General features: G+C 58.1%; 18 protein-coding genes and 1 riboswitch. Of the genes, 3 read left to right on the top strand and 15 right to left on the bottom strand.

What is annotated here, in order from left to right; translation table 11 throughout:
- Window positions 1–136: 136 nt before the first annotated feature.
- The 13 genes from I2B62_RS02305 to I2B62_RS02245 form a co-directional block, all read right to left on the bottom strand.
- Window positions 137–2,338 (bottom strand): ABC transporter permease, encoded by a 2,202-nt coding sequence (locus tag I2B62_RS02305; protein ID WP_195267354.1) that lies wholly within the window; start codon window positions 2,336–2,338, stop codon window positions 137–139.
- Between the two features lie 22 nt (window positions 2,339–2,360).
- Window positions 2,361–3,041, bottom strand: coding sequence for an ABC transporter ATP-binding protein (locus I2B62_RS02300; RefSeq protein ID WP_195267353.1), 681 nt, complete (start codon window positions 3,039–3,041; stop codon window positions 2,361–2,363).
- A 32-nt stretch (window positions 3,042–3,073) separates the two neighbouring features.
- Entirely contained in the window at window positions 3,074–3,745 is a 672-nt protein-coding gene (locus tag I2B62_RS02295; protein WP_195267352.1) for an ABC transporter ATP-binding protein, read from the bottom strand.
- A gap of 71 nt (window positions 3,746–3,816) precedes the next feature.
- Window positions 3,817–4,839, bottom strand: a complete 1,023-nt coding sequence (locus I2B62_RS02290) for a HAMP domain-containing sensor histidine kinase (RefSeq protein WP_195267351.1) — start codon at window positions 4,837–4,839, stop codon at window positions 3,817–3,819.
- A 1-nt stretch (window position 4,840) separates the two neighbouring features.
- Window positions 4,841–5,512, bottom strand: a complete 672-nt coding sequence (locus tag I2B62_RS02285) for a response regulator transcription factor (protein ID WP_195267350.1) — start codon at window positions 5,510–5,512, stop codon at window positions 4,841–4,843.
- Between the two features lie 506 nt (window positions 5,513–6,018).
- Window positions 6,019–9,177, bottom strand: coding sequence for a response regulator (locus I2B62_RS02280; protein ID WP_195267349.1), 3,159 nt, complete (start codon window positions 9,175–9,177; stop codon window positions 6,019–6,021).
- A gap of 392 nt (window positions 9,178–9,569) precedes the next feature.
- Window positions 9,570–9,881 (bottom strand): hypothetical protein, encoded by a 312-nt coding sequence (locus I2B62_RS02275; RefSeq protein WP_195267348.1) that lies wholly within the window; start codon window positions 9,879–9,881, stop codon window positions 9,570–9,572.
- 217 nt (window positions 9,882–10,098) lie between these two features.
- Window positions 10,099–11,913, bottom strand: a complete 1,815-nt coding sequence (locus I2B62_RS02270; RefSeq protein ID WP_195267347.1) for a YfjI family protein — start codon at window positions 11,911–11,913, stop codon at window positions 10,099–10,101.
- 154 nt (window positions 11,914–12,067) lie between these two features.
- Window positions 12,068–12,913: a 4Fe-4S binding protein gene (locus tag I2B62_RS02265; RefSeq protein WP_195267346.1), complete on the bottom strand. Its 846-nt coding sequence runs from the start codon at window positions 12,911–12,913 to the stop codon at window positions 12,068–12,070.
- A gap of 46 nt (window positions 12,914–12,959) precedes the next feature.
- On the bottom strand, window positions 12,960–13,892 hold the full coding sequence (locus tag I2B62_RS02260; RefSeq protein ID WP_195267345.1) for a radical SAM protein: 933 nt from the start codon (window positions 13,890–13,892) through the stop codon (window positions 12,960–12,962).
- Between the two features lie 365 nt (window positions 13,893–14,257).
- Window positions 14,258–16,018, bottom strand: coding sequence for an ATP-binding protein (locus tag I2B62_RS02255; RefSeq protein ID WP_195267344.1), 1,761 nt, complete (start codon window positions 16,016–16,018; stop codon window positions 14,258–14,260).
- Complete coding sequence (locus tag I2B62_RS02250) at window positions 16,015–16,716, bottom strand: response regulator transcription factor (protein WP_195267343.1); 702 nt, start codon at window positions 16,714–16,716, stop codon at window positions 16,015–16,017. The genes I2B62_RS02255 and I2B62_RS02250 overlap by 4 nt, the downstream gene beginning before the upstream one ends.
- A gap of 291 nt (window positions 16,717–17,007) precedes the next feature.
- Window positions 17,008–17,478, bottom strand: coding sequence for a hypothetical protein (locus I2B62_RS02245; RefSeq protein WP_195267947.1), 471 nt, complete (start codon window positions 17,476–17,478; stop codon window positions 17,008–17,010).
- 190 nt (window positions 17,479–17,668) lie between these two features.
- Window positions 17,669–17,844, top strand: a riboswitch (cobalamin riboswitch).
- 96 nt (window positions 17,845–17,940) lie between these two features.
- Between I2B62_RS02245 and I2B62_RS02240 the strand changes: the two genes are divergently transcribed.
- The 3 genes from I2B62_RS02240 to I2B62_RS02230 are packed head-to-tail and all read left to right on the top strand — an operon-like array spanning window position 17,941 to window position 20,323.
- The gene (locus I2B62_RS02240) at window positions 17,941–18,978 is read left to right on the top strand and encodes an alcohol dehydrogenase catalytic domain-containing protein (RefSeq protein ID WP_195267342.1); all 1,038 of its coding nucleotides are present in this window, start codon (window positions 17,941–17,943) and stop codon (window positions 18,976–18,978) included.
- 24 nt (window positions 18,979–19,002) lie between these two features.
- Window positions 19,003–20,112, top strand: a complete 1,110-nt coding sequence (gene trpD, locus I2B62_RS02235; RefSeq protein ID WP_195267341.1) for an anthranilate phosphoribosyltransferase — start codon at window positions 19,003–19,005, stop codon at window positions 20,110–20,112.
- Window position 20,113: 1 nt separating this feature from the next.
- Complete coding sequence (locus I2B62_RS02230; protein ID WP_195267340.1) at window positions 20,114–20,323, top strand: hypothetical protein; 210 nt, start codon at window positions 20,114–20,116, stop codon at window positions 20,321–20,323.
- A gap of 65 nt (window positions 20,324–20,388) precedes the next feature.
- Here I2B62_RS02230 and I2B62_RS02225 read toward each other — a convergent pair whose 3' ends face one another.
- Together I2B62_RS02225 and I2B62_RS02220 are read right to left on the bottom strand one after the other, a co-directional pair.
- Window positions 20,389–20,802, bottom strand: coding sequence for a HepT-like ribonuclease domain-containing protein (locus tag I2B62_RS02225; RefSeq protein WP_195267339.1), 414 nt, complete (start codon window positions 20,800–20,802; stop codon window positions 20,389–20,391).
- On the bottom strand, window positions 20,786–21,085 hold the full coding sequence (locus I2B62_RS02220) for a nucleotidyltransferase domain-containing protein (protein WP_347707785.1): 300 nt from the start codon (window positions 21,083–21,085) through the stop codon (window positions 20,786–20,788). The genes I2B62_RS02225 and I2B62_RS02220 overlap by 17 nt, the downstream gene beginning before the upstream one ends.
- Between the last annotated feature and the right edge of the window lie 211 nt (window positions 21,086–21,296).

The following is a 21,296-nucleotide window of genomic DNA, read 5'->3' as shown; positions in this document are numbered from 1 at the left end:
TCTTTTTTCTTTAATGCTAATATTTCGTACGCTAATTGTCAAGTCTTTTCAGGGATTGGCTGCAATGATGTAAAATAACCGGCAAAAAGCCGGAGCTGTCCGCAAAACGGGGCGCAGCTCCGGCTTTTTCTTTTCTCTAAAACAGGGTATCATCCTTCAGCGTATCCGCGATGGCAGAGCGGCAGATAATCCGGCCGCCGGCAGCGTAGGCCAGCCCGACTGCGGCCAGAACCACTATGGCAAAGGCGGCCAGCGGTATCAGGGGCATGCTCTGGATAAAGACCGCCGGGGCGAGCTTGCTGGCGTTAACGGCAAAAATGATAAACAGCACGTTAAAAGGCAGGCTGATGAGTATGGGCCTCAGCCCGATAATCAGCGCCTCCATGGACAGCACCCGCCACACGCCGCCGGGCGTCATGCCCACAGACAGGTAGCGGGCAAACTCCCTTTTTCTCTGGCTGATATGCCCCAGAACATTGGCAAAGACATTGGCGATGCCGATAAAGGCCATGAGCCCGCACAGCACGCCCATAATGACGTTGAGGGCGTTTCTGGCCGCGGTGTTATAGGCCTCATCGGCCTGCCTGTTTTCAATGCGGCAGGCTGAACCTGTCTGATCCAGAAGGCCTGCCAGCTCGGCCTCGGCTCCGGCGATCTGATCCTCCGAAGCTGTGAGAAGGCTGATGTACAGCGCTCCGCGCTCAAAATTCCCGGCGATCCGGGCAAAGGTGCTCTCCGGCATGACCTGCATCAGGGCGAAGTCCTCATACTCCTCCCTCAGCTCTGGCGTCTGGTCTGTAAAGGCTGTGGTCTCGAGCTGGACAGATTTCCCCCCGGGGCTGTAAAGCGTCAGGATCTCCGCGTCTGCCTGCCGGATAAAGGGCTTGTAGACAGGCGCTCTGAAATGGCTGCTGGTATTGTCCCATATGCGGTTGACGGTGACAGCCGGCGGCGCCGCGGATTCATCGGCGCGGATACCGGCTTTCTCACAGTAGGCCTGAAAGCTGGCGTCGTCCAGCACAAGGATGGGCGCCTGGACCCGGTAGCTCCCGTTTTCCACCGTGATTCCCGTATCCTTCAGGGCCTCGGGGCCTCCAAGGGCTTTCAGCTCATCGCTGAGCAGCTCCGGGGACAGGGTTGTGGTAGCGTCCACCTTCCGGTAGGCGGTGCCGCTCTCAACGCCAGGGATCTCCCGTATCCGGGCCAGCAGCGCCGGGTCGGCCGCGTCAGCCTCCTCCAGCGTGGCCAGCAGGTCCCATTTATCCTTATAGCGTTCAAAATAGGTCTGCTGGGTACTGATATCCGACAGGGTCATAAAATTCAGAAAAACACTGAACACCAGAAAGGACAGGGTCAGGGACACAGTGGCGGTACGGAAGGCCTTTCTGCGCACATAAAGCGATTTCCCGGCCAGCTCGCCCTCCAGGCCGAACAACCGTGACAGCAGCCGGAAGGATCGGACCTTTTCTACTGCCTTGCTGTCTCCGCCGCGGATGGCCTCCATGGGCGTCATGCGGCTGAGCCGGCGGGCCGGCACCCAGGCCGAAAGGCCCACAGTCAGCAGGCAGGCGGCCAGGGCTGCCAGAAAGACCCAGGGACTGTAATCAAAGACCGCAGCCTGGCGCTGCACCTCGCTCCCGATGAGGTTGGAGAAGTGCACAAAGGCGGCGTTAAGCCCGATACCCGCACCGATGCCGAGAAGCATGGGCAGCAAGGACAGCGCAAAGGCCTCCTGCATGAGGGCTGCCCGTATCTGGCGCGGCGTGGCCCCGACGCTCTGCAGAATTCCGAGCTGGTGAAGCCTTGCGTTCATGGACACGCTGAAGGCGTTGTAAATAATCAGGACCAGGGAAAAGCAGAGCACCACCAAGACACAGAGGTAAAAGCCAAGCAGCAGCGGCGGGTCTTTTTTCTCCTGGGGAGAATAGATAAAGTACTGGGTCAGCAGCAGGTTGTTGTACTGCACCGCTGACGGGTCCTGGCTGTCGATACCGGCCAGACCGGCAAGGGCCGGCAGGTCCTCGTAGGTGGTCCGGGGATTCTTAAGGTAGATCCGGGCCGCCTGGCGGCCGTCGGCCGCGGGTGCCTCCAGGACTACCCGGTCCACGTTCGGCGCACGCTGGACAAGGCTGAGGCTGTCCTCTGTCCACTGGGCTGTCAGCGTGCCCTGCCAGTCCCCCTCGGCCGCGATGGTCCGCCGGATATTATCTGTCCACAGGTTGTAAAAAATGCCGCTGATCAGTGAGATAAAGGCGGCTGAAATAAGCACCGCCGTGATGATGGCAGCGCTGGCCGCGCGGTTGTTCTTCACCGCGCTCCGGGTATAAGCCTTCCACATGATTAAGCCCTCCCTTACCGTTTCAGCGGGCCGGCGCATCGGAAACAATGCGGCCGTCCTCGATCCGGATGATCCGGTCAGCGGCTTTGGCGACCAGCTCATCATGGGTGATGACCAGAATGGTCTGCTCGAGCTTTCGGTTAAAGCGCTTCAGCAGGGCCATGATCTCCCGGGAGTTCTCCTGGTCCAGATTGCCTGTCGGCTCGTCCGCCAGCAGCAGGGCCGGGCGGTACAGCAGGGACCGGGCAATGGCGGTGCGCTGCTGCTGCCCGCCGGAAAGCTGGCTGGGCAGTGCGTTCAGCTTATCCCCCAGGCCCAGGGTCTGGATCATGGCCTCAAAGCTTTTGGGCTCGGGCTCAGTTTTGTCCAGAAGCAGGGGCAGCTTGATATTCCGCTCCACCGAAAGGGTGGGGATCAGGTTGTAAAACTGATAGATCAGGCCTACCTTCCTGCGCCTGAAAAGCGCCGCCTCACCTGGGCTCAGGGCCGAGATTTCCTGCCCGCCGACCCAGACGCTGCCCCTGGTCGGGCTGTCCACCGCACCGAGAATATGCAGCAAGGTTGACTTTCCCGATCCCGAGGCGCCGATAATGGCGGCGAACTCTCCCTTTTCGATGGTTAAATCAATGCCCCGCAGCGCGTGTACGGCATTTTCGCCCTTGCCGTAGGCCTTTGTGACACCTTCGCATCTTAAAATTTCCAATGATTGCCTCCTGTTTTGTGCTCACAGGCCTGTCACCGCGCCCCGGCAAGGCGGCCGTCACATATTTCGACGCGCCGGTCTGCCTGTCTGGCAATATCCTCGTCATGGGTCACGATGATGATGGTCTGCTTGTATTTTTGTCTGGAAATTTTAAAGAGCCCCATGATTTCCTGGCTGCCTCTGCGGTCAAGGCTGCCGGTGGGTTCATCTGCCAGCACAAGGACCGGAGCCGCTATGAGGGCCCGGCCGATGGCGGCGCGCTGCTGCTCGCCGCCGGAAAGGGCTCCGGGCAGCTGCCCGGCAAGGTCCTGGAGCTTTAAAAGACACAGCAGCTCCTCCAGATAATCCCGGTTGACCCGGCGCCCGTCCAGGCGCAGCGGCAGTAGAATGTTGTCCTCGACGCTCAGGCTTGGGATCAGGTTATAAAACTGGTAAACCAGCCCGATCTGCCGCCGTCTGAAAACGGCCAGCCCGGCTCTGGTTTTGCGGTGAATATCCACACCACCGATATGGACAGTGCCCGCGGTGGGGTCTTCCACGCCGCCGATCAGGTGCAGCAGGGTCGACTTTCCTGAGCCGGACGGTCCGGTGACAGCCACCAGCTCGCCCTTTTCTGCCGAAAGGCAAACATCTCTCAGGGCCTCTACCCTGCCGCTGCCGTTTTTGTATACCTTGTGCAGATGCTCTGCTCTCAAAATTTCCATATTTCACTCTCCGCTTCTTTAGCATAGCACAAGTCCGGTGACATGGCCGTGACCCGTTCGTGACAGAATTGTCACTTTTGGGGGCTGTCTGCCCAGCCTTTGTAGATTTTGATCCGGAACAGGGCTCCGCCGCCTTCGGGGCTCTCAGCCGTTATACTGCCGTTCTGGCGGCTGAAAATGGTCTGGGACAGGGCAAGGCCGATGCCGGCGCTGTCTCCCGCGGAATCCTTTCCCTTATAAAAACGCTCAAACAGGTGCGGCCTGTCCTCCGGCGCGATGCCGGGCCCGTTGTCGGCGATGAGAATCTCGGTGGCCATGGGGCTTTCCTGGGCGGTCACGGTAATCCGGCCGCCCCGGGGGGCGTGCTCCATACAGTTTTTCAGGATATTGCCAACCGCCTCCACCGACCAGTAAAAATCCCCTGCGAAGCTCAGGGTCTCATCCACTGCGACACAAAGGGTCTGTTCCCTCAGCTCCATGGGGATCTCCAGCGGGGCGGCGGCGCTGGCGATCAGCTCGGAGACGGACACGGGCTCTTGCTTAAAGCCCACGGTTCCGGCCTCCAGTCGGGACAGCTTGAGCAGGGCGTCGATGAGCCACTGGATACGGCCCAGCAGGCTGCCGGCCTCTCCGGCCAGGCGGCAGCGGCTGTCGTACCCGGTGTCCGCACTGCACAGCCGGGGCACCAGCAGCCCCAGGGTGGTGAGCGGGACGCGGAGCTGATGGGAGATATCGGCCAGGGCGGCGCTGAGGGCGGTTTTATCAGCCTCCAGAGCCTCTGCCTGGTCCCGCAGGCGCAGGGTCATCTTATAGAGCGCGCTCTGCAGCACGGCCAGCTCGCCCTCCTCGTCGGGGATTTCGCACAGGGCGCCGCCGCCGTGCAGGATACGGTCCAGCTCCAGGCTCAGGGCAGCCAGGCGGCGGTAGCGTCTGGCCGTAAAACGGTAAAAGAGGATGCCGGCCGCCGCGCACACGGCCAGCACATAAAGGGCGCAGAGCGGGCTGATCCACCAGCCGCCAGCCGCCGCTAAAAGGGTGAGCAGGCCGTAAAGCCCTGCCAGCCTATGCACTTCGGGATTTCTAAACAGCTCCATCTCAGCCCTCCACCTTGTAGCCCAGGCCCCGGACGGTTTTGATGATCTGCGGATCGGCCGGGTCGGCCTCGATCTTCTCCCGCAAGCGCTTGATGTAGACGGTCAGGGTATTGTCGTTGACAAAATCGCCGGAGGCGTCCCATATTTCCTGGAGCAGGCGGCTCCTGGACAGCACCTCGCCCCGGTGGTTCAGCAGGGTGAGCAGCAGTCGGTACTCGAGGGCTGAGAGCACCACCTCCTGGCCGTCCCGGCGCACTGCGGCCCCGGCGGTGTCCACGCTCAGGCCGCCGAGCTGAAAGACGGACTGGGCCCTGCCGCTCCGCCGGAGGCTGTTCTTAACCCGGGATACCAGCTCCATGGGCTTAAAGGGCTTGGTGATATAGTCGTCGGCCCCAAGGTCGAACCCGGTGACAATGCTGGCCTCGTCGTCCATGGCGGTGAGGAAGATCAACGGCGTGTCCTCCCGGCGGCGGATCTCGGTGCACAGGGCATAGCCGCTGCCGTCCGGCAGCATCAGGTCCAGGAGGATCAGGTCAAAGGGCTGGCGCTCCAGGGCGTCCTGAGCCTCGGCCCGGGTGGCTGCCCCGGTCACCGAGAAGCCCTCCTCCTCCAGCAGTACCCTCAGGTGCTTCACAATGTCCCGCTCATCCTCTACGATCAATATTCGGCGCATATTTTTTCCCCCGTTCTCACTGAAATCTAGAATTTCATTTTACCTTAAAACCCCGGGCGGGACAACCATTTAAGCATCGCCTCCCGGCACTGCCCTGGCTTTTTGAGAAAACGACATCTGTGTCGCTTTAGTGCATTCTTCCCGAACCCTCCTGTAATCAAGGCTTTCCTGAAATACATTGACGGCACACGAAAAAAAGACGCTGTCCGCACAGCGTCTGAGTGTCTACAAAATTGTTCATGAGATGCAAAGTAAATGTCTGAGACAATACAAATGGAGAATTGAGAATGGACAATGGAGCATGCCGGTGGGCTTTCACCGGGGCTCAAGCCATTGAGATGGCGGCCTGCGGCCGCGTCATATCAAAATGCGGACGCATTTTGCTCCTGTAATTCTCAATTCTCCATTCTGCATTTTCCATTCAAAGCTTGCTTTTTAACCCTTTATCTCTTGCTGACACCGTTTGTCTACAGCCTGATCTTACAGGCCGCCAGCCCTGCCCCTGCCTATTCTGACTGGAGGATGTCCCTTATTTTCCTGTAGAGCAGGCTCACGTCCAGGGGTTTGGAGATGTGGTCGTTCATTCCGCTCTCCAGGCTTTTGTTCACGTCGTCGGTAAAGGCGTTGGCGGTCATGGCGAAGATAGGCACTGTGGCGCTGTCGGGCCGGTCCAGTCCCCGGATGCGGCGGGTGGCCTCGTAGCCGTCCATTCTCGGCATCTGAATGTCCATGAGGACCAGATCGTAGCAGCCAATGCCCGAGGCCGCGAATTTTTCCAGGGCCTCCTGGCCGTCCTCGGCCGTGTCCACCACGGCTCCGGTGATGCCCAGCAGCTCGCAGGCGATCTCACGGTTGATCTCGTTGTCCTCTGCCAGCAGGATACGGTATCCGCTGAAATCCCAGGCTTCTTCGGCCTCCTGTCCGCCGCTGCCTGTCCCGGCGCCGCTCAGAGCCTCGGCAATTGTGGACGGGAACAGGGGCCGCAGGATCACGCCGGTCGCGCCGGCGGCGGCAGCTTCCTTTTTCAGCCCGGTCATGCGGCTGGCGGTCAGCAGGTAAACCCTGGCTTCGGGCCCTGCCAGCGCCCTCAGGCGGCGTATGGATTCCAGTATCTCACGGCTCTGAAGCCGGCCGTCCACAAGGTAGAGTGAATAGGCTTTTCCCTGAGCCGACAGGGCTTCGGCTTCCTTCAGGCTGGCGGCGGCATCGGTCTGGATTCCCAGCTTTTTGAGCACCAGGGCGATGTGGCCGCTTACCTCCGGATCGGCCGCCAGCAGCAGGGCGCTCATGCCCTGGCCGTTAAAGCAGAGCTCGGGCTGGCCGGGATTGCCGAAGGGCAGCCGGACGCGGAAAACGCTGCCCCGCCCTTCCTCGCTGTCCACGGTCACGCTGCCGCCCATGGCTGAGGCAAAGCTCCGGACAATGGACAGGCCCAGGCCGGTACCGCCGTAGTTGGCGCTGATGCCAGCGTCGGCCTGCTCGAAGGAGTCGAAAATATGGCTGATGCTCTCCCGGGCGATGCCGCAGCCGGTGTCGGAGACCTCAAAGCTGAGCCAGATCACTGCGTCGTCGGCGGACATCTCGGACACCCGCAGCTCGATCCGGCCGCCGGCCGGGGTGAACTTGCAGGCGTTGGAGAGCAGGTTGCCCACGATCTGCTTGAGGCGCAGGGGATCGCCGGTCAGACACTCGGCAATGCTGCCCACGAGCACGGTCTCGAACTGCACGTTCTTTTCCTCGGCCTGACCGTAGTAGATATCGCAGATTTCGTTCAGAACGCTCTTAAAATTAAAGGGGATCTGCCGGAATTCCACCTTGCCGCTCTCGATCTTGGACATGTCCAGAATGTCGTTGATCAGGGACAGCAGGTGCCTTGAGGAGGACTCGACCTTTTCCAGGCAGTCGGTGGTTTTTTCCCGGTCGTCCACGTTCTGCCGCGCGATGGCCGCCATGCCCATGATCCCGTTCATGGGGGTGCGGATTTCGTGGCTCATGCGGGAGAGGAAGTCGGACTTGGCCCTGCTGGTCTCCACGGCTTTTTCAAGCTCGAGGCGCATGACCTTTTCCTTGGTGCGGTAGAAATTGAACACCAGCAGCACGGCCGCGGCCAGGGCGATGATGCCCACGCAGATGCTGATCACCAGCACGGGGCTGCCGTAAACCACGGATTTCAGGCTCACGGGGCCCTCGTGGATGGACAGGCTGCTCTGCTGGCGGATGGTCTCCCGCTCTGCGTCGCTCAGGCTGTTGATGGCCTTGCTGAGCACGGAGTATAAGGGCACATTGACGGGCTCCGGCAGGGCCAGGGTCAGCTCTTCGGGCGCGCTCATATCCGCCATGAGGTAGACGTTGGGGTAGTAGTTTTTGGCGTACAGATCCTCGACAAAGGCGGCGGGAATGCTGGTATAATCGGCCTCGCCGCGGTCCACGGCCTCCATGCACTGGCTGTAATTTTCATAGTAGCGCACGCTGTCCTGTCCGCTGGCGGGCTGGTTGTCCATGCCCTGCGGCAGCGCCATGACCTGGCCGGCTCCGGACTCGGAGGAGCGCTTGTTCCTCAGGGTCACGGTATCCAGGGAGGCGAAATCAGTGGTCCTTACAAGGCCCAGGCCGGCGGCGGAGGGGTCGCTGTTGGTAAACCAGCTGGCCATGTCGGCCTTTCCGTCTGCCACAAGGTCCAGAAGCTCCTGGTAGTTGTCGCCGTAGACGTATTCAAAGGACAGGCCGGTGCGCTGGCTGATCAGCTCGAGGCAGCTGGGGATAATGCCCACATAGGTGCCGTTTTCTTCATAATGCAGGGGGTATTTGTCCCGGACGACGGACACCCGGATGGGGCCGCTCTGCCCGATAAAGCGCTGTTCCTCTTCGGTAAAGCTGATGGTGTTGACATAGGCGTCGGGAAAATACTGTGCGTACACCTCTTTGGCGAAGTTGGGGTTGGCGTCGTATATGGCCTCCATGGCGGCTGAGAGCTCGTCGCACAGGGCGGGCTCGTCTTTGGCGGTCACGATGTAATAGGGCTCGCTGTCGAACTTGGCGGCCACGTTGTACCCGTCCTTCATGTAGACCTCGCCGCCCAGCATCAGGTCAACCTGGCCGGTTTCGAGGCAGTCTGCGTAGGCGTTGTAGCTGTCGTAATGCACCAGCTCACAGCTGAGATTGTTGAAATCCAGGTATTTCTGGAGCCGCTCGATCTTGGCGGCGGCCAGATCGTACACGCCGATGCGCTTGCCGTTGAGGGTGGTGTTGTCAAAGCCCTTGATGGTGGTGTCGTCGTTGCGGTAGATCAGCAGGGCGCTGTTGGTGCCCATGACGTATTTGGGATAGTTATAGTTCTGCGCGTCGCCCTCCACCTTATACATGCCGCCCATGAGGTCGTATTCTCCGGCCACAAACCCCTCCAGCAGCTCGGTAGAATCACCGGTGACAAACTCGTATTTCCACCCGGTGTACTTGGCGATCTCCTGAAGCCAGTCGTACACGCAGCCGCCGTGGGTGCCGTCCTCGTAGGTCTCGTTGATGCCCTTGCTCTCAGGAAAGGCCACCCGCAGCACGGTCTGCCCGGCCTCGTTCTGTCCGGCGGCGCTCACGGCCGGGCAGAGGCACAGCAGAACCAGCAGCGCGGCGAGGCATCTGGATATAATTTTTTTGGCTTTTATTTTCATTGCTTCCCTCTCGTCTTATCATAAAAGAGCGTCTTTTATCGCGTTTCTTAGTATAATCAACGTTTATATTTTACCATATTTGTGCCGTTTTTACCACTAATTTCTAATGAAAAAGCGGCATTTCAGGCCGGAGGGCAATAAAAAAAGCCGGTACGTGGTTTGGGCGTATCGGGTTCTGAGGCTTCGTCTCTGATGGCTTTCAGGTTAAAGCAGGTACACCGTTTCGACGTATCTGGGTCCGGGACTGCGCTTTTTATCCAGATGTGAAAAAAGGCTTTCTCTCTGGTGGTTTTACAGATTAAAGCCCGTGCGTGGTTTGGGCCGGGCTGTTCTGTTCATCATAAAGCAGCAGAGATGATACGGCGTTTCGCCGCATCATCTCTGCCGGGTTCTTATTCTTCGTCTGGGGCGTCAAAGCGGAAACGGTCGTCCTTTTCGGCGTTGACATCGTCGCCGGGCTCGGGGTCGAGCTTTGCGCCGAAGAACACTTCGTCCTCACGTTCGCGCGCATCCTCGGATTTCTCCTCGCGCTGCTCTGCTTTTTTCGCCTCGGTGGCGGTCACGGGCGCTCCAAAGCGGAAGGCGTCGTCCTCCTCGGTATTGACATCGGCGTCCTGCTGGTTCTGGTGAACCTTTGCGCCAAAGAATATTTCATCATCGCGTTCGCGTGCTTCTTTTTCAGGGGTGTTGTTTTGATCCTTCATGGTAAATGCTCCTTTTCGTTTTGTTTTTTCCTATTTACCCGAAAGCGGCGGCTTTAACCAACGCCGCCTGAATGGCTTTCCGGTGGTTAAAACCTCATAACGCAAAATTGACAGCAGGCTCCCTGCGTTATGAAAAACCCCGGAAACCCGCATCAGCAGGCGGTTTGCGGGCTCTCAAAACACATAACACCCATAACGCACCCAGCCGGGGCCGTTCTCAGGCGGGGCGGTCCTCCGACTGGGCGATCCACTTGGGATTGACGCTGTACCGGTAGAAAACGCGCTTGCCGCTCTGGTCCCGCTCTATTTTCAAATAGCCGTAATCGATCAGGATATTCAGGAAAACCTCGGCGTCCGCACCCTTTTTAAAGCCGAGGCTGCTCAGCTTGCGGGCGGCTTCGTAGGCGGTAAAGTCTGTCCAGTTTTTCTGGTCAAGGGCCTTGAGCAGTTCTCTGGCCTTTTCCATGTTTTTGTCCGCCCCCATGATCTGGTGGGCGTGGCGGGCATGGTCGATATAATAGCCCCAGGCCAGGCCGCAGGCGTCCTTCATCACAAAATAGTCCACGGGCATTTCGCCGGCCTCGCTGCGGTAGGTGGCCACGTGCATGAGCCCTGCCAGGCGCAGCACCTGTCCGGGCAGCTTGGAGGTCCACTCCTTGAGGTTGGCAAGATCGCCGTCGCTCCGTTCATCCGCGGCTTTTCTGAAGTCTTTGAACAGGACAGCCGCATCCTCGCTCAGGGTCAGGATTTCGCAGGTATCCTCCTCTGCCTGGGCAATCAGCTCCTCCAGCAGGTCGTTATAGCGTTTTCTGACGGCCATGTCGAGTTTGGGCGCGCCATCGATTTTGCGCTTGCCCATCCGGCTCTCCGGCAGACTGAACAGGAAACGGGCCGGCAGGCCTCTTTCCAGCAGGGTTTTGTTTTTTACCACCCGGTCCAGCACATCGGGCTGAACCATGAGGTTCATGGTCAGGCGGGGATCATTGATATACTCTCCGGGGCGGCCGACCCGGTCCACGATGATGGTATCCCCGGAGTAGGCCTCGAGGTAGTTGGTGAAATTGGGCTGGCTGTCGTAAAGGCCCGCGATGTTGGAAAACACGGCGCCCTCGGCGGAGATGATGCTGATCCGTCCCTTATTCTCCTGGAGCAGGCCGGCCAGCTTCTGGGAGGTGACGTCATTGGCCACCAGCCGGGGCGGCGCGGATTTCTCCAGCGCCTTGATTTCACGCAGCTTATCCTCCATCTCAATGAGCTTGGCCTCCTGCTGATCCCCTTTCAGGCTGGCGCACTCCTTGCGCAGGGCCTCGTAGGCGCTGCGGGCGATGTCAAGGCGCACTTCCACGGTGATGGCCTTGTCCGCATAGGCCTTGAAAAGCCGGGTCTGATGCTCAAACAAAGGGTTGGTGACGGCCTTCATGAGGTGGCTTTTGCCCTCTCCTGGGCGGGCGACGCCCAGCATAAAGAGGCACAGGGGCTCCTCCCACCCGGGCTCGGGGCTGATGATGTAGCGTCCGTGCAAAAGGGCGGCCAGGGTGCCCAGCATGGCGGTTCCGGCCAGATCGGCGGACATCTCCATGGATTCGGACAGGTTTTTGCAATACTCTAAAAGCGGCAGGGGCAGGTTCTCCATGGGGAACCTTGGCAGGGTGGTGTTCTCCTCCAGCGGGCGCAGCGGCCTGAAGCCGTCCTCCTTGGCCTGCACCTGCCGGATGGCTGCGAGCATCTCGTCGTATTCTTCCTTTTTAAGCTCCCGCCGTTCCCCCTCATAGTAGATTTCTGCGGGAAAATCCTCAACGGTTGCCTCGCCGTAGCGGTAATGGGTTTCGCCGTTCTCGTCCACTTCTTCGATGATGGGCTCGCTGGTCAGCCTTTTGGGCGGCACCAGGGTGATGCCGGCCTTGTCCTTCCACCGTTCGCGCTCCTCTGCATCATCGTCGATCAGCACCACCTCCAGTGCCTTCTCTGGCGGCTGCTCCGCTGGCGGCTTTGGCATTGTTTCCAGGTTAACGTTTTTTTCATCCATTTTCATTCTAATTTCCTCTCTCTAAAGAACGCGCCGCCCTGTGTGCGTTATACGCGTTATGTTTTTTGACAGGCTTCAAAGCGCCTGTTCATGCGGGTTTCAGCGTTTTTTCATAACGCGCGGGCCCTTTTCTGAAAATGGCGTTATGAGAAAAAACCGTCTATTTTCCGGACTTTTGCGGCCTGCGGGCCTCACAGGGCACGGCAGTCTGGCACTTGCCGCAGCCGTAGCGGGGTGAGAACAGCTCCAGGGTGTGGTCTAAATAAGCGGCGCAGGGTCTGTGCGCCTTGCCGCCCTCCAGGGTGATGGCTCCGGCCGGGCAGCGCTGCACGCAGGCGCCGCACTGGGTACAGTCCCCGTACAGCCCGGTATCGGGCCGCGGGCTGGGTGTGAGGACAAGGGTGGTGACCACGCTGAAAAAGCGTCCGGCCATGCCCCTTTCGGTGATGATGCCCCTGGAAAGGCCAAAGGTACCCAGACCGCAGGCGTAGGCAGCGTGCCGCTCGGACCAGCTGCTGGTAAAGGCGAGACCGCCCGGCTCCTCTGGCCCGTCCGCAGCCGACCAGGATTGAAAGTCCGGGTCCAGCATGGGGGCGGCCACTTCACCGCCCTCGGCCCGGAGTGCGTCCATCAGGGCCCCGCACAGGGGGCCCTGGATCAGCTGCTGGCCCTCGATCCGGCCGATGAGCCAGGCCCTGGCCGGCAGGGCCTTATCCTCCCGGTTGGCGGCCCGTACGGCCTCGGTGTAGGGCAGAAAAACCGACACGACGCTCCTGGCGCCGGGCAGCCAGTCTTTGGGCAGCCGGTGGTGGGGCCCTACCACGCCGGGCTCCTGAAAACGCCTGAACAGCGGGTCGTCCGCGGCGGCCACGCCCACCAGAACCGGGTCGAAGAGCTGGAGCGCGTCCGGGCCTTGATCCGGGGCGCCGGTTTCAGGGCTGCGGCCATTGAGGCCGCTGTTTTGCAGGCAGTTGTCGATTACTGCTTTAAGTTGGTTGGATTCCATTGGTTCATGCCTCCTGTTGGAAATGTGTTTTTTCGGAATGGGCTGCTTATTGCAGCTGACGGCTGACTGAGCGGCAGAGGGCGCAGGGCGACGCACAGGCCTCCGGGCGCACCGTTATGCCCTGCTGGGCGGCGAAGGTGATCAGGCCGCTGATCCCCTGCTCGAGCAGGGCCCGCATGGGGGCATACCGGTAAGGATCATAGCCTTTCAGGATGGCCGCCATGGTCTGCCGGTGCAGGTTCCCGATGGCAAAGCCGCACACCCGCACGCTGCCGTCCGGGTCCACCGCCAGAGCAGTGGGCGCGTCCAGACGCTGAGTGTAAGCTGTCGTGCCGCACTGAAAATCCATGTCCAGGGGCTTCTGCTCAAAATACCCAAAGAGGTGGACCGCAGCACTGCCCCCCGGAAAGACGCGGTTCCCCTCCCCCACAGGCAGCCTGAGGGGCTCAAAACGGCTGAGGAGCGCCACAGTCTCCCGGTCGTAGGGATTCCGGCCCCTGAGCCCGTCGATCCACGCAGGGTGCAGGGTGGTGGCGCTGCCCAGCCCGGCAGCGCACAGGTCCCGGGCAAAGCCGTACTGCCCGCGGAGGGGCAGGTGCTCGCTGTGAAAGGCGTCCACGGATAAAAGGATTACATTTACGCCGCTGGCTTCCAGACGGTCCGCCGTGTAGGCCCGCAGGGCACGGTCATGGGTAAAGCAGCCGCTGGTGATCAGCTCCCGGCTGTGCACGTCAAGGGCTTCAGCCCTCTGGTGCAGGGCGCAGACCGTGGGCACGCACAGCAGCGGCTCGCCCCCAAAGGTGCGCACTGAGAGCAGCGAACAGGCCTCGTAAGCGTCCTCCAGGGCCGCCACAGCCATCTCAGGCGTCAATTCCCCGGCAGTCCGGTCTGTACCCAGGGCGCAGTGCCGGCACCGCCCCTGGCAGCGGTGGGTCACGCTGAATTCAATCCGGCTGACATTCTTCAAATAAGGATTCATGTTCTTCTCCTCCCACGCCCGCTTACAGGCGCTGCTACACGCCGTTTTTCCCCCTCAGGGCCTGAAGCCTGGCCCTCCCGGCGGTTTTGATATAAGAAATTTTCTGCAATATAATAATTTTTTATGGTTATTATATCACTCATTTTCTTAAAGGTAAAGCTTTATTTTAATTGATATTTTTTTAACTTTCTCATTCCACGATTTTAAATAAAAAAAGAATGCCGGGAGGCTCCTTTCAGTATGCCTATAATTCGAGTAATGGAGCCGTTTCCCCATCGCCTGGCCCTTTTTTCCGCTCTGGATAAAAGGCGCAGTCCCGCCCGCGCTGCTTCCTGACCACCAAAAAAAGAGCCCGGAGGCTCTTTCTAACGGACTTCGCAGTTTTTGGGCAGGGTCACCTTAAAGGTGGTGCCGATTCCGACTGAGCTGGTCACCTCGATGGTGCCCTTGTTATTCTGGACAATGTGCTTGACGATGGCAAGGCCCAGGCCGGTGCCGCCGTTTTCCTTGGAACGGCTCTTATCCACACGGTAAAACCGCTCGAAAATGCGTGGAATATCCTCCTCAGGAATGCCACAGCCCGTATCCTCTACCAGGATGCAGAAATGCGCGCCGTTTTCGTAGACCGACACGTCCACCCGGCCGCCCTCGTCGGTGTATTTGACCGCGTTGTCCACCAGGTTGATCATCATCTGCCTGAAATCATCAGGGTTGATGATGACGCTGATGTCGCCCTCCTTCTGGTAGCGCAGCTCGATGCGCTTGGCGTCAGCAGTCATTTTGAGAATGTCAAAAATCCGCAGCATCTCCTGGTTCACACCGATGATCTCCCGCTTGTCCTCCCCGCTGCGCTGGTTGTTTTCCAGGTGGGAGAGGATTAAAATGTCATTGACCAGGCGGGTCAGGCGCTCGCTCTCATCGGCGATGATGGTGTAAAAACGGTTCAAAGTCGCCTCGTCGGTGATGTGGTTTTCCTGAATGGTCTCGATGAAGCCGCGGATGGTGGTGATGGGGGTCTTGAGCTCGTGGGACACATTGGCCACAAAGTCACGGCGGATATTTTCAAGCCCCTTAATCATGGTAATATCCTCTAAAATAATGATATTGCCATTGTAGCTCTGGTCGCCCTTGTCCACGATCTGGGAGCTGGTCACCTTGTAGATGCGCTCCTCGATGCGGGTTTCGTAATCCAGCCGCCCGTCCTCGGTCTCTGCCAGCTTGTCCTGCAGCTCGTACACAAAGGGATCGCGGTAAACCTCCAGAATGTTCTTGCCCTTGATCTCCTTTTTCAGGTCGATTTTGAAGATTCTGCGGGCCGTATCATTGATGAGAATGATCTTGTTGTCCCGGTCCACGGCGATGATGCCCTGGTTCATGCTGGACAGCACGGAGGACAGCTCAACATTCTTGCGGTTGATCTTGGTAAAGGACGCGTCCAGCTGCTCGGCCATGGTGTTGAGAGAGTCGACCAGATCGCCGATCTTATCGTCCCGGATCATGGTGAGCTTGGTCTTATAGTCGCCCCGGGCGATCCTTCTGGCGAAGATGGTGACCTCATCCAGGGGCCGGGTCTCGTTGTTCAGCAGCAGGGCAAAGATCACAATGGCGATCAGAATACTGGCCAGGGCCACGAAGATCAGGTTGTTGATAATGCTGTAGCTCACGTCCTCCATGACGTCCAGGGGCACGGCGATTCTGACAATGTGCGTTATCTGCCCATCCTGATAATAGGGGGCGGCCAGGTAGAGCATGTTCTTCATAATGGTGTCGGAGTAGCGCACCGAGGTGGCGGCCTGCCCCTCCATCGCGCCCTGAACCTCGGGCCGGCTCAGGTGGTTGTCCAGAGAGCCGATACCGCTCAGGGACTCGAACAGCACGTTTCCCGCCACGTCGATGATGTTGATGCGCTGGTTGGTGCTGTTGGCATAATGCTCCAGCCCGGAGACGTCCCCGGTCTGAATGTAGGCGGGCATCAGGTCCTCGACAATATACTCGCTGTTGCTTTTCAGGTTGCCCTCGGTGGATTCATAGTAGGCGTTTTTGAAGATCACATAGGAGAATACCCCGGAGAAGGCTGTGACCAGCACGATGAGTACAGAAAAGACAATGGTGATGCGCTTTTTCATTGATCGCTTCCCAGATTTTCCACCAGGCGGTAGCCCACGCCGCGCACGGTCTCGATGTATTTTTCACGCTCGTCCTCGATTTTTTTACGCAGGTAGCGGATATGCACATCCACGGTCCGGGTTTCGCCATAGTACTCGTAGCCCCAGATTTCGTCCAGCAGCTGGTCCCGGGTCAGGACCTTGTTTTTGTTGTTGGCCAGGTACAGCAGCAGCTCGTACTCCTTCAGGGTCAGCGACAGCTTCTTGTTGTTTTTGTATACCTCGAAGGCGCCGGGCAGGATGCGCAGGCTGCCCACCACCAGCTCCTCTGTGTCGGAGCTTCTGATCATCTCTGTCCGCCGCAGAACGGCCTTGACGCGGGCGTAAAGCTCCTTGACGCTGAAGGGCTTGGTCATATAGTCGTCCGCACCCATCTCAAGACCCAGGACCTTGTCGAACTCCTCGCTCTTGGCAGTGAGCATGATGACCGGGATGTAGGACAGGTTCTTATCGGCCCGCACCTCGCGGCAGATGGTGAGCCCGTCCTTGCCCGGCAGCATCAGGTCCAGGATGATCAGATCCGGCCGTTGCTCCACAATCTTCTCGACCGCGCCGGTGCCCTCATGAAAGCCCGCAACCTCAAAGCCCTGGGCTTCCAGATTGAATTTAATCAGCTCAAATATATTAAGTTCATCTTCTATAATCAGAATTTTCTTCATTTTCGCTCCAATCTTCGCTAACTTTTAACATCATTAACATAATATGATTATAGCATATGTTGTGTTAAGAGCATGTAAAATCTGGATTAAATTTAGCTGCAAGAGCCGGGAAGGCAACCTATATCTGTTAAAAAAGCGGCGCAGACCGAGACTGCGCATTTTATCCAGATAAGAAAAAAGGCCCAGACGCTGCGGCAAGCGGCCAGGTTTCGTGCCACCTTATCAGAACAGCCGGACAGCGCCAATCTGCATCCAGCTGCCGCAATCCTTTGACATCTCCCAGCATACCCGTCACTGCCCTAGCTCCCGGAAATGCTGTCCGTGAATCCCGATATGCCCGACGCCCAAAAGCACCGCGAACGCCACCATCAGAAAGACCCTCCCGTAGATCCCCAGAAACAGGAACGCGGCCACCGGCAGGGTCGCGCCGGCCAGGGGCACCCCGCAGAAGCCCGTGTAAAAATCCTCCAGCTTCCGACCGCTCCTGAAATACCGGACCCAGTAGCCCTCATACAGCAGCATCAGCCCAAAGGACAGCACCAGCCACAGGCTCCAGGGCGTCAGGGGCCTCAGGTTAAAATCCGTGAAGATCAGGGCGCAGCCACTCACCCCCACCTGCCCGATGCGCTCGCACCACAGCAGCCCCTTATTCTCATTTCCGAAATCATAGCCCTCAGGCTGATGTTTTGTCCAGATCAGGTTGGGGATAAACAGCATCAGCAGATACAGCATGCCGACGTATGAAAAACCAAAATGTCCCATTTCTTCCTCTCTTTCTCCCACCGCAGCCGCCTTCAACTCAGGCTTTTTATTTACCGGGCTGCCAATAAGGCTATTATAGCACGCTTTAGCCCATAAAAGAAGCCGTTGGGCGCACCGGCCCGCCCGATTTTTCGATTAAATCTTTTACATTTTTTCTTGACACCCCGGACAAATGTGATATGATAATAAAAAAGCATAAAACATTTCAGGTGCTGCATGGCAGATAATAGGGAACTAAGTGAGATTCTTAGACGGGCCCGCCGCTGTAAGTGGATTGCCCGGCTCATCACCACTGTCTGAAAGGATGGGAAGGGAGCCCGGCGTTAATCCTCAGTCAGAAAACCTGCCTGAAGTGTGTTGACGGTCTTTATCTGAGCGGTGGAGGCCTGTGGGAATGATGGAAAGTTCGCACCTTAGATTAAGGTCGGGCTTTTTTTGTTTGAAAAAATAAGGAGACTACCAATGAAAGCAGTTGTATTAACAGGCCCCGGCGAGCTAAAAATGACCGAACGGGCTGTTCCGGCCTGCGGCCGCCACGAAGTCCTCGTCCGGGTCAGGGCCTGCAATTTATGTAAAACCGATCTCAAATGCCTGACCATGGGCCAGCGCGACCTGGTGTACCCGCGGGTGCTGGGCCACGAAATCTCCGGCGTCATCGCCGAGGTGGGCGCCGCGGTCACAGGCTACCAGAAGGGACAGCGGGTCCAGGTGCATCCGGGCATCGCCTGCGGGGCGTGCGCCTATTGCCAGGAGGGCTATGACAACCTCTGCGACCATGTGCGGATCATGGGCTTCAATTACGACGGCGGCTTCCAGGAGTACCTGGTGGTGCCCGAGGAGGGCGTCCGCGGCCAGATCATCAACGTCATCGAAAACGACGCCCTGAGCTTTGAGGAAATCTCCTTTATCGAGCCCCTCTCCTGCTGCGTCAACGTTCAGGAAAATCTGGACCTAAAGCCCCAGGACACCCTGCTGATCATCGGTGCGGGCCGGATGGGCATCCTCAACCTGCGGGTGGCAAGAGCCCTGGGCGTGCAGAAGGTCTTTCTGGTCGAGACCGACCCCAGGCGGGCAGAGCGCGCCGAAAAGCTCGGCTTTGACGCCGTCTTTGAAGGCTACGAGGCCGCCGAAAAGGCCCTGCCGGCCCTGACAGAGGGCCAGGGTGTGGACGCGGCCATCCCCTGCTGCGCGGCGCCGGAGGCCATGAATCTGGCCTTGTCGGTGCTCCGGAAGCGGGGACGCCTCGGCCATTTCAGCGGCATGATCACAGACGGCAGCGCACCGCCCGAGATCAACCATATCCACTACAAGGAACAGACCATGGTAGGCGCCTACGGCTGCGGCATCGCGCACAGCCGCCGGGCCAAGGAGCTGCTGGAGGACGGCAGCCTGGTCGTAAAGGACCTGATTACCGAGCGCATCCCGCTTGAGGCGCTGGAGCAGGGCCTTGAGCATGTGCGGCAGCTCGAAACCCTGTCGACCATCGTTGTTTTTGATTAATACATCATATGGAGGAATAAAAGAATGGAAGCAGTAACGATGAAAGAATACGGCCAGGTAATCACCGGCCTCATCAACCGTGAAAATCTGACCAAAGAAGAATCCAAGGAAATGTTTATGGAAATTCTGGGCGACCGCCAGACGCCCATGCAGCAGGGCGCGTTCCTGGCCGCCCTCAGCGCCAAGGGCCCAACCGCCGCCGAGGTGGCCGGCAGCTTTGAGGCCATCTACGAGATCGACACCTGCAAGGTCACGCCCGAAACCGCAGTGCCCGTGGTGGAAAACTGCGGCACAGGCATGGACACCTTTAAGACCTTTAACATCAGCACCGTGGCCGGGATCATCGCCGCCGCGGACGGCGTGCCCATGGCCAAGCACGGCTCCCGGGCCCTGACCTCTGTCTGCGGCACCATCGACGCCGTGGAAGCCCTGGGTGTGGATGTGGACTGCAGCGTGGACGTGGTCAAGGCAAGCATTGAGACCGCAGGCATCGGTATCTTTAACGGTATGAGCCCAGAGGTTCACCCCACCGCCCTCGGCCGGGTGCTGTCCCAGATTTCCTTTGGCAGCGTCTTAAACATCTCCGCCTCCCTGGCAAACCCCGCCCTGCCCAAACACGCGGTCCGCGGCGTCTACTCCCTGGACATGCTGGAATTTGTCCCGGACATCATGCACGAAATCGGCTATGAGCACGCCCTGGTGGTCTATGGCGAAGCCGGCAGCGGCTGTATCGACGAAGCCTCCACCGTCGGCCCCACCCATGTGGCTGAGCTGATGCCCGACGGCACCGTAGAGCGCTACACCCTGACCCCGGAAAGCCTTGGTATTGAGCCAGGCAATCTGGACGAACTGGCGCCCTGGAGCTCTGTGGACGAGGCCGCCAAAGGCATCATTCGTATCCTGAAAGGCACCTCCACCCCCACCCGCGCCAACATCGTCTGTCTGAACAGCGCCCTGATCCTCTACATCGCCGGAAAATCCGCCAGCATTCAGGAGGGCTACATGCGCAGCCATGAGCTCATCGCAAGCGGCGAGGCCTACAAGGCATTGGTAAAATGGGTCGCCACCCAGAACCGCGATCCCCAGGCCGGGCTCGTGAAGCTGAAAGCCGCCGCCCAGGCCGCGGAGGTCTGAAATGAACCTCTACGCCCTTAAATCCGACAACGGCTACCTGAAAACAGCGCCGGACGGCTCCTACACCCTGGTGGGCATCAATAAAGCCAGCGTCTTTGATGACAGCCGGCTGGACAGCCTGAAGGACCAGCTCACTGCCCTGAAGCCCGAGCTCCCGAACCTGAGGATCGTTAAGCTGGTGCTTGAGGAAGTGGATTATTTTTGGAAGTAAAAAACGCCCTGTTCAATGAACAGGGCAACCGATGAATGCAGAGATCGCCATTCGTATCTCTACATTCATCCTTTTTCCCAAAGGCTTTTATCCTCATCGTCAAACTGAAGTGCTTCCTCATTTAGCAGGGCATACTGCCGCACGATCGTCTCACAAAAACCTCTTAATATTGGAATATCCTTTTGTATTGTTTCCCATACTTCAGACACATCAATGCTGCCGTAATCATGTGCAAAAATATTGCGCATTCCCCTTATTTCCTTCCACGGAATCTCAGAATGTTCAGTTCTAAACGCCTCGGTCAGATGTTTTGACAGTTCTCCGATTTGTAACAGGCACATACAAACCGCATTGCAATAGGCTTTATCCTCTTTGAAAATAAGTCTGTCATTGCCAAAACGCTGAATGAGCTCATCAATATCATTACAATATCCTGAGATATGCTCTATGATCGAAATATTCCTATTCTTTGCACTCATATAATAGAATTTCCTCTTTCGCGATTTCCTTTTTCACGTTTTCATACAGACCGCCCTGAGTTACTAAATCTACAGGTTTACCCAGCTGCTCTCGGATTTCCAAACGCAGCCCTGACAGCGCAAAAAGGCCGATTGGATGATCGCCATTATCAACCTTTAAATCAATATCGCTGTTTTGTTCAGCTTCTCCTCTGGCATAGGAGCCAAAAAGATAGATTTTTCGGACCCCATATTTTCGAGCTAAAGGTACGACAACATCCTTAATTCTGTTCACATCTAACACCTTTTTCAACTCCTTCACAGAATAATGATATCCATTGTGCTTCTCTGCTTTTATTATAGCACAATCTGGAGTTGAAAAAAAGCGCCTGCATTTTGGTGTTTATTCATACTCCACAATATGCTCAAGACTCTCGGGAATATCTATAATATGCTTTTTAATAAAGGCTGGATAAAGATAAGCTTTTAGTACCTCTGCAAGAGGTATCCATGAG

This window comes from Eubacterium sp. 1001713B170207_170306_E7 (genome assembly GCF_015547515.1).
Lineage (GTDB): Bacteria > Bacillota > Clostridia > Eubacteriales > Eubacteriaceae > Eubacterium.
The sequence above is the reverse complement of the archived record's forward strand: the minus strand, read 5'-3'. Positions and strand labels throughout refer to the sequence as shown.